This is a genomic window from Pseudarthrobacter lactosi (assembly GCF_055412785.1).
In genome coordinates, this window is record NZ_JBVAYS010000001.1 from 67,758 (window position 1) to 81,122 (window position 13,365).

Sequence of the window (13,365 nt, forward strand, 5' to 3'; positions counted from 1 at the left end):
CTCCAGATGACTTCCCAGAACCTGTCCATTGTCCTGGCGGGCGGCGGAACCGCCGGCCACATCAGCCCCCTGCTGGCCATCGCGGCCGCCCTGCGTGCGGCTGCGCCCGGTGCCAAGCTGCTTGCTGTGGGTACGCCCGCCGGCATGGAAACCCGGCTGGTGCCCGCCGCCGGCCTGGAACTGGCCACCATCGACCGCGTTCCCTTTCCGCGAAAGCCTTCCGTTGACCTGCTCAGGCTGCCCGCGCGGCTGGCCGGGGCGGTCAGGCAGTCCGGACACATCCTCGATGAAGCCTCGGCCGACGTCCTGGTGGGCGTTGGCGGCTATGTCTGCACACCGCTGTACCTCGCCGCCCGGCGCCGGGGAATCCCCATCGTGATCCACGAGGCCAATACCCGGCCCGGCCTGGCCAACAGGGTGGGATCGTTCCTGACCCGTCACGTGGCCACCGCCTTCGACACCACGCGCCTGCGTCACGCCCGCCATGTGGGAATGCCCATGCGGACCGAAATCTCCAGCCTGGACCGGGTCGCTGCCCGTGCTGCCGCCCGCGAAGCCCTGGGCCTGGATCCCACCACGCCCACGCTGATTGTGACCGGCGGTTCCTCCGGCGCCCAGAGCATCAACCGCGCGGTGGCCGCCGCCGTCCAGGACCTTGGCGCGGCAGGAATCCAGACCCTCCACATCACCGGCCGCGGCAAGACGGTTTTGGGGCCCGACGGCGGCCCCCTCGCCGCACCGGGCTACCGGCAGGTGGAATACGTGGACGGCATGGAACAGGTGTATGCCGCCGCGGACGTGCTGCTCGCACGGTCCGGCGCAGCCACAGTCTGCGAAGTGGCCGCCGTCGGACTGCCTGCAGTGTTTGTCCCGCTGCCCATCGGCAACGGCGAACAGGCGCTCAACGCGGCAGGGCTCGTAAACGCCGGCGGCGCACTCCTGGTCCCCGATAAGGACTTCACCGCGCAGTGGGTGGCGGGCCAGCTCATCCCCCTGGTCACCGACCCCGGCCGCCTGGCAACCATGGGCGCCAGCTCGCGCCGCCTTGGCATCAGAAACGCCGATCAGCGCATGGCTGATCTTGTCCTGGAAGCGGTATCCGCATGATCCCCGCAAGCATCCGCAGCCAGGAGTCCCTGGGCCGCGTCCATTTCATTGGCATCGGCGGGGTAGGAATGTCCGCCGTGGCCCGCATCATGGTGGCCCGCGGCGTTGCCGTCAGCGGATCGGATGCCAAGGACCTCCCGGTGATGGCGGAGCTGGCCGCCGCCGGCGCGAGGATCGCCGTGGGATACGCCGCAGCCAACCTGGGCGATGCCCAGACCGTGGTGGCCGGCTCGGCGATCCGAGCGGACAACCCCGAACTGGTGGCCGCGCGTGCTGCCGGCCTTCCGGTGCTGCACCGCTCGGAGGCGCTGGCGGCCACCATGGGGGAGGACCTCGTGGTGACCGTGGCAGGCACGCACGGGAAGTCCACCACCACATCCATGATCACCGTCCTGCTCCAGGGTGCCGGGATGGATCCGTCGTTTGCCATCGGCGCCAACGTGCCTTCGCTCGGCGTCAATGCCGCCCACGGCACGTCCGGGGTCTTTGTGGCCGAAGCGGACGAATCCGACGGGTCCTTCCTGAACTACCGGCCCAGGATTGCCGTGGTCACCAACGTCGAACCCGATCACCTGGACCACTACGGCACCGCCGAAGCCGTCTACGAGTCCTTCGACCGCTTTACGGCGCTGCTTCCGGCCGACGGCGTCCTGATTGCCTGCGCTGATGACGCCGGTGCCGCGGCCCTCGCAGAGCGCACGCTCGCGCGCGGCAACACCCGGGTGGTGTTGTACGGCACGTCGGATGCGTCGGATCTGGTACTGCACGACGGCGGCCCGGGGGACGTGGCAGTCTCCTCACCCGCCGGACGGTTCGCCCTGGACCTGCAGGTCCCGGGCCGGCACAACGCGCTGAACGCCGCCGCCGCCGTCGCCGTCGCACTGGAGCTGGGGGTCGACGCCGACGCTGCCGCAGGTGCCCTGGCGCACTTCTCGGGCGCTTCCCGGCGCTTTGAACTGAAAGGGGAGGCGCGCGGCGTGCGCGTCTATGACGACTACGCCCACCACCCCACCGAGGTCCGGGCCGCCCTGACGGCTGCCCGGTCCGTGGCCGGCGGGCACCGCGTCCATGTCCTGTTCCAGCCGCATCTTTTCTCCCGCACCAGGGAGTTTGCCAGGGAGTTCGCGGAAGCGCTGAACCTTGCGGACACCGCCCTGGTCCTGGACATCTACCCCGCACGCGAAGATCCCATCCCAGGCGTCACCAGCCAGCTCATCGGCGAACACTTGGCCGCCGGCGGACGCCTCGTGGAGCCGGGCAGGGCGGTTGCTGCCCTTGCGGACGCGGCCGGCCCCGGCGATATCATCTTGACCGTCGGGGCAGGCGACGTCACAGCCTTCGGACCCCAGATCGTGCAGGCCCTCGGTGGGTAGTCCGCGCCGGCCCACCTACGCCTCACCCGGCAGGCGGCAGCCATCCGCGGCTGCGGAACCGCAGGTCATCTCGGCCTCCAAGAGTGCCCCGGAAGCGGATACCCCGTCTTTGCCCGGCCGCAAGAAAGTGAAGGATGCGGGCAGCAAGTGGTCAGCGGACAAGGCGCCAGCGGGCCCTGACAAAGCTACGCAAAGCACTGACAATGTGCTGGTGTTCCCGGAGCCGCCCGCAAAGCGCCGCAAACGGAACATCATGGTGACGCTGGGCACTGTCCTGGCGCTGCTCTGCGCGCTGCTGGCCGCTGCAATCTTCTCGCCGGCCCTTGCCGTAGGCACCGTGTCGGTGTCCGGGACCCGGCTCGTCACGACGGAGCAGGTCCAGGCCGCGCTCGAACCCCTGAAGGGCAGGCCCCTGCCCCAGATCAGCGATGAGGAGGTCAGCCGCCTCCTGGCGCCCCTAGTCCAGATCAAATCCGTTTCAACCCAGGCGCGGCCGCCGTCCGGGTTGGTGGTCCAGGTGCTGGAGCGCGTTCCGGTTGCAGTGGTCAAGCAGGGGGAGCAGTACCAGTTGGTGGATGTGGACGGCGTGGTGTTGGCCAGTCCCGCGGACCCGGCAACGGTTTCCCTGCCCGTGATCGACGGCGGCGCCGGAGCCATCGGCAAGGACCTCTTCCAGGCCACCGCAGCGGTCCTCGGTGCACTCCCGCTGGACGTGCTGTCAAAGCTGTCCAACGCGTCCGCGCAGTCCGTGGATGCCGTGGAGCTCAAACTGGTGAACGGCCAGACCATCATTTGGGGGAATGCGGGGGAGAAGGAGCTCAAAGCCAAGGTGCTCGAAGCCCTGCTCAAGGTTCCCGCGGACCCGAAGAACCCGGTCCGTGTGTACGATGTCAGCGCGCCCCGGCACCCGGTGACGCGCTGATCGCTTTATTTACCCGGTATTCCCGCGACACGCGGCTCCGGTTATTGAATGTCTGAACCATAGGAAATAGCGTTCCAGACATGAGTTACTTGACATAACTATAACCTTCAACTCGAAGGTTAAGGTTCGAAGCTTCAAGCCCGACTCCACAGTTTTCGCAATAGGACACGAACAAGGGACACGTAACGTGGCAGCTCCGCAGAATTACTTGGCCGTCATCAAGGTCGTCGGCATCGGCGGCGGTGGCGTGAACGCAGTCAACCGCATGATCGAGGTCGGCCTCCGGGGTGTTGAATTCATCGCCATCAACACAGATGCTCAGGCTCTGCTGATGAGCGACGCCGACGTCAAGCTCGACGTCGGACGTGAACTGACCCGCGGGCTCGGTGCAGGCGCCAACCCCGAGGTTGGCAAGCAGGCTGCGGAGGACCACGCCGACGAAATCGAAGAGGTCATCCGCGGCGCAGACATGGTCTTCGTCACCGCCGGTGAAGGCGGTGGCACCGGAACCGGTGGCGCTCCCGTCGTTGCGCGCATCGCCCGCTCCTTGGGTGCGCTGACCATCGGCGTTGTTACCCGGCCGTTCACCTTCGAAGGCCGCCGCCGTGCGGGCTCCGCCGAGGCCGGCATCGACGCCCTGCGCGACGAAGTCGACACCCTGATCGTGATCCCGAACGACCGTCTCCTGTCCATCAGCGACCGCAACGTCTCCGTCCTGGACGCTTTCCGCTCCGCTGACCAGGTCCTGCTGTCCGGTGTCCAGGGCATCACGGACCTCATCACCACCCCCGGCCTCATCAACCTCGACTTCGCGGACGTCAAGTCCGTGATGCAGGGCGCGGGTTCCGCGCTGATGGGCATCGGATCGGCCCGTGGCGAAGACCGCGCGGTGAAGGCTGCTGAGCTCGCCATTGCGTCACCGCTGCTGGAAGCCTCCATCGACGGCGCCCACGGTGTCCTGCTCTCCATCCAGGGCGGTTCAGATCTGGGCCTCTTCGAGATCAATGAAGCTGCCCGCCTGGTCCAGGAAGTTGCCCACCCCGAAGCCAACATCATCTTCGGTGCCGTGATCGACGACGCACTTGGTGACGAGGCCCGTGTCACGGTCATCGCCGCCGGTTTTGACGACGTCAAGGCCACCTCCCCTTCGATGGACCAATCGCAGCCGCAGGTTGCGCCGCAGCGGCCCGCAGCGGCCCCCGCTCCGGCCCAGGCGCCCACATCCGGTGGCAGCCACCAGCACAACGTCCAGCCCGTTCATGCGGGCGTTGGTGCGTCAGGCCTCAGCAACTGGGGCCAGCAGCGCCCGTCGGCGGTTCCCGCCGATTCAGGTTTCGACGTCGACCTGCCCTCAGTCGTGGAGCCGGACCTCTCAGGGAACCGTGCCGATGACCTGGATGTCCCCGACTTCCTGAAGTAGGGCCCGGGTTGTTCTATTGGCGGGCCGAGGTCTCTGCTGGCGTGAGTGTTGCGTTTACAGACGCCCGGGCCGGCAATCTCGCCCTGCACGTTGGCGACAACGCCGCTGACGTTCTCCAGCGCCGCGAGGCGTTGGAGAACGTGGCCGGCATGGCCCCTGGGTCCCTTCGGTTCATGGAGCAGGTCCATGGCACAGCCGTTGAAATGATGGAGCCGGCCACGCCTGCGCCGACCGCCGATGCCATGGTGTCCAGGGGACTGCCGCTGGCGGTCATGGTGGCCGACTGCATCCCAGCGGTGCTCGTGGGCCAGGGACCAGGCGGTCCGGTCCTCGCCGCGGTGCATGCAGGCCGTCCGGGGATAGAAAACGGTATTCTCCCGGCGGCGGTGGAACGGATGCGCTCAGCCGGGGCCACAGGCATCCGTGCCTGGTTGGGCCCGTCAATCTGCGGCCGTTGCTATGAAGTGCCCGCCGGCCTTCGCGCCCAAGTGGCAGCGCAGGTGCCTTCGACATGGTCCACCACGTCCTGGGGCACGCCGGCACTGGATCTCCCGGCGGGGGCGAAAAGCCAGCTAGAAGCTGCCGGGGTTGGTATTGAATATGCGGGTCCGTGCACGCTCGAGCACAAAGAGCTTTTCTCCTACCGCAGATCCCAGACCACCGGGCGCTTTGCCGGACTGGTGTGGTCACATGAATGAGGATGCGGTGGAGGACAACCCGGCACGGATGGCTAATCTCGCGGAACGCCTCGCCGCCGTGCAGCATCGCATTGAAGCCGCCGTCCAGGATTCAGGCCGGGCGCGGGAACGTCCCACGCTGATTGTGGTCACCAAGTTCCACCCGGCTGCAGACATCAGGCGCCTCGCCGCATTGGGCGTCCGCGACGTCGGCGAGAACCGGGATCAGGAAGCCTCCTCGAAGGCGGCCGAACTGTCAGGCCTGGGCCTCAACTGGCACTTCGTCGGGCAGTTGCAGAGCAAAAAAGCTAAATCGGTGGCCAAGTACGCCCACGCGCTCCATTCGGTGGACCGGCTGGCCCTGGTGGATAGCCTGGAGCGCGCCATCGCGGCGGAACAGGAGCGGACAGGCCGGGGAGCGCTGGAGTGCTTCATCCAAGTCAGCCTCGACGACGACGCCGGCGCCCACCGCGGCGGCGCGGCTGCGGCGGAGGTGCCGCTCTTGGCCGAGCGGCTGGCGGCTGCGGCAGGACTGGAACTGGCGGGTGTTATGGCCGTCGCCCCGCTAGGCGCCAGTCCGGAGGCGGCCTTCGAAAAGCTGGCCGCCATCTCGGCGAGGTTGGTAGCCGAGCACCCCGGGGCAACGGCCATCTCGGCGGGCATGAGCCAGGACCTGGAAGCGGCTATCCGTTTCGGTGCGACACACCTGCGGATCGGTTCCGATATTCTCGGATCGCGTCCTGACGTGGGGTAGCGTCGAACCCATAGGAAGTGAGTGGCGGGGGATTCAAGGCTGTCAAGTCATTGGGCGGCCCGCCTACGGACACGATTAGGAGTCGACCATGGCCGGCGCTCTGCGCAAGACAATGATCTATCTTGGGCTCGCCGATGGCGATGAACACTACGAGTCCGAGCACACCACAACACGTAAGGACGAGGACGATTCGATGGAAGTTGACCGCGAGGAACGCCGCGCACCGGCACCCGTCCGCGATGTCAGCCGCGAGTCATCCCACGCCCCCGAAGAGGAATACCGCGCACCAGTGACCCCCATCAAGCGTGCGGCCTCGAGCCGCGAAGAACCGTCCGGGCTTCGGCAGATCACTACGATCCACCCGCGGTCCTACAACGACGCCAAGCTCATCGGTGAAAGTTTCCGTGACGGCATCCCTGTCATCATGAACGTGACCGACATGGGCGAAGCCGACGCCAAGCGTCTCGTCGACTTCTCGGCCGGTCTGGTTTTCGGACTAAGGGGCAGCATCGAACGGGTCACCAACAAGGTTTTCCTGCTATCGCCGTCGTACATTGAGGTCATTGGCGATGACAAAAAGGTCAGCGAGACCCAGGCCAGCTTCTTCAATCAAAGTTAGCCCTGAGCTTATTCCGGATGCCAGGCAGGTACACCTGTCTGGCATCTGTGCTGAAATAGACAAGAAACATTGGCAGGGCACTGCGGTATCCGGAATGGACATGGAGATATGAGTTAAGTCATGGGAATTGTTTTCGGACTTGTCTATATCGCCCTTTTGCTGTTCTTCGTGGCGCTGATCATCCGGCTTGTATTTGACTGGGTCCAGATGTTTGCCAGGGAATGGCGTCCGCGTGGTGTTGCTCTCGTGGCGGCCCACACTGTGTACTCGATCACGGATCCGCCGCTCAAGGGACTCCGCAGGCTGATCCCGCCGTTGAGGCTCGGAGGGGTGACCTTGGACCTCGGGTTTCTGGTCCTGTTCATCGCCGTAAGCATCGCGATGGCGGTCACCAGGGGTTTCGCGTAATCTTCGACAAGACCTAGCAGCGCAGGCGGAGTTCCTGGAATTGGAACTCCCCCTGGGCCGCGAAGAAATCTCCGGTTTGACACCCAGTGTTGAATTAGAGGAACCAGACAATATTTAGGTACCGTAGTTTTGACGGCCGGAAGGCCTACTGACTAACTAGACCAATGAGGTGACCAGATGGCTTTGACGCCAGAAGACGTTGTCAACAAGCGCTTTCAGCCGACCAAGTTCCGCGAAGGCTACGACCAGGATGAAGTTGATGACTTCCTGGACGAGATCGTTGTGGAACTCAGGCGCCTGAACCAGGAGAACGACGAGCTCCGCAAGAAGCTTGCAGAATCAGGTTCCGGCGTGCCGGCCAGCTCCGCTGCGTCCGCCCCCGTGGTCGAGAAGGTTCCCGCCCCCGTCAAGGCTGACAAAGTTGAGACCCCGGCGAAGGCTGAAGTCGAGACTAAAGCTCCCGAGGCTGCCAAGAAGAAGGAAGCCGAGCCGGCCGCACCTGTTGCAGCCGTACCGGCTGCTGCGCCCGCCGCAGCCTCTGGGAGCACGGTTTCGGCCGAGTCGGCTGCAGGACTGCTCGCCATGGCGCAGCAGATGCACGACCGTCACGTCGCCGACGGTCAGTCCCAGAAGGACAAGATCATCGCCGAGGCCCAGATCGAGGCCAGCAGCCTGGTCAACGATGCCCAGGAGAAGTCCCGGAAGATCCTCGGTGCCCTTGAGCAGCAGCGCTCCGTCCTGGAACGCAAGGTAGAGCAGCTCCGCGGCTTCGAACGCGACTACCGCTCACGCCTGAAGGCCTACATTGAAGGCCAGTTGCGCGACCTTGACGCCCGCGGTTCCGTAGCGGCACCTGAGGTTGAAGCGAACTAGTTCGCCAAGCACGTATTCTGAGAACCGGTGGCTGAGGATTCCTCGGCTGCCGGTTTTTGGGATTTAACATTGGTTTCACAAAATGAAAGCACCATGACTGACCACCTCGCCGCTGACGCCGCAAACCCTTCTCCTTCATCGGCCCGCCCCCGGCGGGCCCTCCTGCTCTCGCTCTTTGCCGGCTTCGCGGTCTTTGCGTACGTCCTGGACCAGCTGACAAAAGTGTGGGTGACGTCCTCGATGGTGGAGGGTGAACGTATCCCGGTGCTGCCGCCGCTCCTGCACTGGTACTTCATCCGTAATTCCGGCGCTGCATTTTCGATCGGTGAAAATGTCACGTGGGTGTTCTCCATCATCATGGCCGCCGTCTCCGTCGCCATCCTGCTCCAAGTGCGCAAGCTGGGCTCGGCCTGGTGGTCGCTGGCACTGGGACTCCTCCTGGGCGGTGCCCTGGGCAACTTGACGGACAGGCTCTTCCGGGAGCCCTCATTTGGCATGGGCCACGTGGTGGACTTCATCCAGCTGCCGAATTTTGCGATCTTCAACATCGCAGATTCCGCGGTGGTCTCAGCAGTAGTCATCATCTGTATCCTGACGTTGCGGGGGATCGCCCTTGATGGCTCACGGCACGTTGCGGCGCCACGGAAAGAGGCGGCCCAGCCGAAGGACACGGACGGTGTCTGAGCGTGTGGTGGTCGCCGACGACTTCGGCGGAACACGGGCGGACACCGGGCTCGCCAAGCTGATGGGGATTTCCCGGTCGATGGCCGCGACCCTCATTGCCGAGGGCAACGTAGTGAGCCGCGGCAAGAAGCTCGGCAAGTCCGCGCGGTTGGTTGTCGGCGATGTCCTGGAAGTGACGGTGCCTGAACGACGGGACCCGCTCGAAGTGGTGGAGGAAGTTGTGGAAGGCCTGAAAATCCTGCTGGACGACGACGAATTTGTTGTTGTGGACAAGCCGGTGGGCGTGGCCGCGCATCCTTCGCCCGGTTGGGTAGGACCCACCGTGGTTGGCGGTCTCGCCGGAGCCGGATTCCGGATCTCGACGTCGGGTTCCCCCGAGCGGGTGGGGATCGTGCACCGGCTCGACGTTGGTACGTCCGGGGTAATGGTGGTGGCCAAAACGGAGCGCGCCTATACGGCCCTGAAACGGGCCTTCAAGGAGCGAACCGTGGACAAGGTCTATCACGCGGTGGTCCAGGGCCTACCGGACCCGCTGGAAGGCACCATCGATGCACCAATCGGGCGCCACCCGGGACACGACTGGCGCTTTGCGGTGATCGAAGACGGCCGGCCCTCGATCACGCACTATGAGGTGCTGGAGGCATTTGGCAAGGCCACCCTGGTGGAGGTGCATCTTGAGACTGGGCGCACACACCAGATCCGCGTCCACTTTTCGGCGTTGCGGCACCCATGCGCCGGAGACCTTACCTACGGGGCGGATCCTCGGCTCGCTGCCACCCTGGGCCTGACCCGGCAGTGGCTCCATGCCCGGCAGCTAGGCTTCGACCACCCGGCAACGGGGGAGCGCGTCACCGTGACCAGCGAATACCCGCAGGATCTGGCCTTTGCCCTCGAAGTCCTGGAGTCGGGGGAAGCCTAGCGGCTGGGTTGTTGGGCCATGGTCGCCCGGCCAGCGCTTAGAATGGTGCGGTGACTTCCAGCAATGCCTCGTTCGTCCATCTCCATAACCACACCGAATACTCCATGTTGGACGGCGCGGCCCGCTTGGGTGAGCTCTTCAACGAGACTGAACGCCTCGGGATGCCGGCCCTCGCCACCACCGACCACGGCTACCTGTTCGGGGCCTTCGATTTCTGGAAGCGCGCCACGGACCAGGGGATCAAGCCGATTATCGGCGTCGAAGCCTACGTCACCCCCGGTACCGCGCGCACGGATAAGAGCCGCGTCCGCTGGGGCGAGGAACACCAGCGCAAGGACGACATCTCCGGCGGTGGCTCCTACACCCACATGACGCTGTTGAGCTACAACAACGTCGGCATGCGCAACCTCTTCCGGGCCTCGTCCATCGGCTCGCTGGACGCAGTCTTCGGCAAATGGCCGCGTTTGGACCGTGAGCTCCTGAACACATACTCCGAAGGCCTGATCGCCACCACGGGCTGCCCTTCAGGGGAGGTCCAGACCCGGCTGCGGCTGGGCCAGTACCGCGAGGCCATGGAAGCCGCCTCGGAGTTCCGTGACATTTTCGGTGCGGAGAACTATTTCTGCGAACTGATGGACCATGGCCTGGACATCGAACGCCGGGTCACTGGAGACCTCCTGCGGCTGGCCAAGGACCTGAACTTGCCACTGGTGGCCACCAACGACCTGCACTACACGCACGAACACGACGCGAAGGCACACGAGGCGCTGCTGGCCATCCAGTCAGGTTCCACGCTGCTGGAACCGTCGTATGACAACGGCGGCTCCCGCTTCGCGTTCTCTGGCAGCGGCTACTACCTCAAGTCCCCGCAGGAGATGCGTGAGCTGTTCAGGGACCACCCGGACGCTTGCGACAACACACTCCTGATCGCCGAGCGCTGCGACGTGTCATTCAACACCGGCGCAAACTACATGCCGCGGTTCCCCTGCCCGCCGGGCGAGGACGAAACGTCCTGGCTGGTCAAGGAAGTAGCCACAGGACTGGAGTACCGGTACCCGGGCGGCGTTCCTGACAAAGTCCGCACCCAGGCTGACTACGAGCTCGAAGTCATCACCTCCATGGGGTTCCCGGGATACTTCCTGGTGGTGGCCGACTTCATCAACTGGGCGAAGAAAAACGGCATCCGTGTCGGTCCGGGCCGTGGCTCAGGAGCCGGTTCGATGGTGGCGTACGCTATGCGTATCACGGACCTTGATCCGCTCCTGCACGGCCTGATCTTCGAGCGGTTCCTCAACCCGGACCGTGTGTCCATGCCTGACTTCGACGTTGACTTCGATGACCGTCGCCGGTCTGAGGTCATCGATTATGTGACCCGGAAATACGGCGACGAGCGCGTGGCAATGATTGTCACGTACGGCACCATCAAAACCAAGCAGGCGCTGAAGGACTCCTCCCGTGTGTTGGGCTACCCGTTCAGCATGGGGGAGCAGCTGACCAAGGCGCTCCCGCCGGCCGTGATGGCCAAGGACATCCCGCTCGCCGACATCCAAAACAAGGACTCGAAGCGCTACAGCGAGGCCGGCGACTTCCGCCAGCTGATCGCTAGCGATCCCGAGGCCGCGAAGGTCTTCGAGACTGCCCTCGGCATTGAGGGGCTGAAGCGCCAGTGGGGCGTGCACGCCGCCGGCGTCATTATGTCCTCGGACCCCATCATCGACGTCATCCCGGTCATGCGTCGTATCCAGGACGGCCAGGTGATCACGCAGTTCGATTACCCCACCTGTGAGGGCCTGGGCCTGATCAAGATGGACTTCCTCGGCCTGAGGAACCTGACGATCATTTCGGACGCCCTGGAGAACATCAAGCTCAATCGCGGCCTGGACCTGGACCTGGACAGCCTGGCCCTGGACGACGTGGCCTCGTATGAACTGCTGGCCCGGGGCGACACCCTGGGCGTGTTCCAGCTTGATGGCGGCCCCATGCGGTCCCTGCTGAAGCTGATGAAGCCTGACAACTTCGAAGACATCTCCGCCGTGCTGGCTCTTTACCGGCCCGGTCCGATGGGCGCCAACGCGCACACCGACTACGCGCTGCGCAAAAACGGGATCCAGGAAGTCATCCCGATCCACCCCGAGCTCAAGGAACCCCTTGCTGAAATCCTCGGCGGGACCTACGGCCTGATCGTCTATCAGGAGCAGGTGATGGCCGTTGCCCAGAAACTCGCCGGCTATTCCCTCGGGCAGGCCGACATCCTGCGGCGCGCCATGGGCAAAAAGAAGAAATCCGAGCTGGACAAGCAGTTCGCAGGCTTCTCCCAGGGCATGCAGGACAACGGCTACTCCATGGCCGCAGTTAAGACCCTGTGGGACATCCTGCTGCCCTTCTCTGACTATGCCTTCAACAAGGCCCACTCGGCCGCGTATGGCGTGATCTCCTATTGGACCGCGTACCTGAAGTCGCACTTTGCGCCGGAGTACATGGCTGCCCTGCTGACGTCGGTCGGTGACGACAAGGACAAATCGGCAATCTACCTCAACGAATGCCGGCGCATGGGAATCACGGTGCTGCCGCCGGACGTGAACGAATCAGCGCTGAACTTCACCCCGGTAGGCACCGACATCCGCTTCGGCATGGGCGCCATCCGCAACGTGGGCGTCAACGCCGTCGAAGCCATGGTGGCCGCACGCGAAAAGGAAGGCGCCTACACGTCCTTCAAGGACTACCTCATGAAGGTCCCCGCGGTGGTCTGCAACAAACGGACCATTGAATCCCTGATCAAGGCCGGAGCCTTTGATTCCCTCAACCACCACCGGCGTGCGCTGGCGATGATCCATGAAGAGGCTATCGACTCCGTCATTACCCTCAAACGAAACGAAGCGATCGGCCAGTTCGACCTCTTCGCCGGTTTCGAAGAGGCCGAATCCGAAGCGTCGCTGAGCATCGAGATCCCTGACCTGCCGGAATGGGAGAAGAAGGACAAACTCTCCTTTGAGCGCGACATGCTCGGCCTGTATGTGTCAGACCACCCGCTGCAGGGCCTGGAAGGACTCCTCAGCCAGCACGCGGACCAGTCCATCACTTCAATCATTGGCGACGACGGGCCGCACGACGGCGCCATCATCACCATCTCGGGCATGATCACCTCACTCAGCCGCAGGATCGCCAAGGCGAGTGGCAACGCCTATGCCCGTGCCGAAATCGAAGACCTCGGCGGTTCGATGGAGGTGATGTTCTTCGGCCAGGTCTATGGCCCCATCGCCTCGGTCCTAGCCGAGGACCTGATCGTGGTGGTCAAGGGCCGCCTGCAGCGACGCGACGACGGTGCCGTGGCGCTGAACTGCATGGAACTGTCCGTTCCGGACCTCAGTGAAGGAACCAACGGGCCCGTGCTGATTTCGATGCCCACCCACAAGGCAACCGAGGCTGTCGTCACCGAACTAGGCGATGTCCTTCGGAACCACCGGGGGAACTCCGAAGTCCGGCTGCACCTGCAGGGGGACACCCGGACGGAAGTCATGGGCCTGCCCGTTCATCTCAGGGTCAACCCCAGTCCGTCACTTTTCGGTGACCTGAAGGTGCTCCTGGGCCCAACCTGCCTGGATAACTAGG

General features: G+C 64.5%; 12 protein-coding genes. All 12 read left to right on the forward strand.

All coding sequences use genetic code 11. The features are described 5' to 3' along the window. Positions 1–6: 6 nt before the first annotated feature. Complete coding sequence (gene murG / locus ACZY0Q_RS00310; RefSeq protein WP_463913291.1) at positions 7–1,107, forward strand: undecaprenyldiphospho-muramoylpentapeptide beta-N-acetylglucosaminyltransferase; 1,101 nt, start codon at positions 7–9, stop codon at positions 1,105–1,107. Further along, a complete protein-coding gene (gene murC / locus ACZY0Q_RS00315) occupies positions 1,104–2,480 on the forward strand; it encodes a UDP-N-acetylmuramate--L-alanine ligase (RefSeq protein ID WP_463913293.1) in 1,377 nt (458 codons plus the stop codon). Before murG ends, murC begins: the two co-directional genes overlap by 4 nt. Beyond that, positions 2,473–3,402 carry a cell division protein FtsQ/DivIB gene (locus ACZY0Q_RS00320; protein WP_463913295.1) on the forward strand — a complete coding sequence of 310 codons (930 nt, stop codon included), beginning with the start codon at positions 2,473–2,475 and terminating at the stop codon, positions 3,400–3,402. The genes murC and ACZY0Q_RS00320 overlap by 8 nt, the downstream gene beginning before the upstream one ends. A gap of 187 nt (positions 3,403–3,589) precedes the next feature. After that, complete coding sequence (gene ftsZ, locus ACZY0Q_RS00325; RefSeq protein ID WP_248761656.1) at positions 3,590–4,822, forward strand: cell division protein FtsZ; 1,233 nt, start codon at positions 3,590–3,592, stop codon at positions 4,820–4,822. A gap of 8 nt (positions 4,823–4,830) precedes the next feature. Then, complete coding sequence (locus ACZY0Q_RS00330; RefSeq protein WP_463913297.1) at positions 4,831–5,520, forward strand: purine nucleoside phosphorylase YfiH/LACC1 family protein; 690 nt, start codon at positions 4,831–4,833, stop codon at positions 5,518–5,520. Continuing rightward, positions 5,513–6,253 carry a YggS family pyridoxal phosphate-dependent enzyme gene (locus ACZY0Q_RS00335; protein WP_463913299.1) on the forward strand — a complete coding sequence of 247 codons (741 nt, stop codon included), beginning with the start codon at positions 5,513–5,515 and terminating at the stop codon, positions 6,251–6,253. Before ACZY0Q_RS00330 ends, ACZY0Q_RS00335 begins: the two co-directional genes overlap by 8 nt. 88 nt (positions 6,254–6,341) lie before the next feature. Continuing rightward, on the forward strand, positions 6,342–6,872 hold the full coding sequence (locus tag ACZY0Q_RS00340; RefSeq protein ID WP_056342219.1) for a cell division protein SepF: 531 nt from the start codon (positions 6,342–6,344) through the stop codon (positions 6,870–6,872). 120 nt (positions 6,873–6,992) lie between these two features. Next, complete coding sequence (locus ACZY0Q_RS00345) at positions 6,993–7,280, forward strand: YggT family protein (protein WP_160669932.1); 288 nt, start codon at positions 6,993–6,995, stop codon at positions 7,278–7,280. Positions 7,281–7,457: 177 nt separating this feature from the next. Continuing rightward, a complete protein-coding gene (locus ACZY0Q_RS00350; RefSeq protein ID WP_463913302.1) occupies positions 7,458–8,153 on the forward strand; it encodes a DivIVA domain-containing protein in 696 nt (231 codons plus the stop codon). 93 nt (positions 8,154–8,246) lie between these two features. Beyond that, complete coding sequence (gene lspA / locus ACZY0Q_RS00355; protein WP_463913304.1) at positions 8,247–8,837, forward strand: signal peptidase II; 591 nt, start codon at positions 8,247–8,249, stop codon at positions 8,835–8,837. Then, positions 8,830–9,756 (forward strand): RluA family pseudouridine synthase, encoded by a 927-nt coding sequence (locus ACZY0Q_RS00360; protein ID WP_463913307.1) that lies wholly within the window; start codon positions 8,830–8,832, stop codon positions 9,754–9,756. The genes lspA and ACZY0Q_RS00360 overlap by 8 nt, the downstream gene beginning before the upstream one ends. Positions 9,757–9,806: 50 nt before the next feature. Further along, entirely contained in the window at positions 9,807–13,364 is a 3,558-nt protein-coding gene (gene dnaE / locus ACZY0Q_RS00365) for a DNA polymerase III subunit alpha (RefSeq protein WP_463913309.1), read from the forward strand. Position 13,365 lies beyond the last annotated feature (1 nt).

Coding starts and splice junctions, on each gene's coding strand:
- ACZY0Q_RS00345 (WP_160669932.1), top strand. CDS start 6,993: ATGGGAATTGTTTTCGGACTTGTCTATATCGCCCTTTTGCTGTTCTTC.
- ACZY0Q_RS00335 (WP_463913299.1), top strand. CDS start 5,513: ATGAATGAGGATGCGGTGGAGGACAACCCGGCACGGATGGCTAATCTC.
- lspA (WP_463913304.1), top strand. CDS start 8,247: ATGACTGACCACCTCGCCGCTGACGCCGCAAACCCTTCTCCTTCATCG.
- murG (WP_463913291.1), top strand. CDS start 7: ATGACTTCCCAGAACCTGTCCATTGTCCTGGCGGGCGGCGGAACCGCC.
- ACZY0Q_RS00340 (WP_056342219.1), top strand. CDS start 6,342: ATGGCCGGCGCTCTGCGCAAGACAATGATCTATCTTGGGCTCGCCGAT.
- murC (WP_463913293.1), top strand. CDS start 1,104: ATGATCCCCGCAAGCATCCGCAGCCAGGAGTCCCTGGGCCGCGTCCAT.
- ACZY0Q_RS00350 (WP_463913302.1), top strand. CDS start 7,458: ATGGCTTTGACGCCAGAAGACGTTGTCAACAAGCGCTTTCAGCCGACC.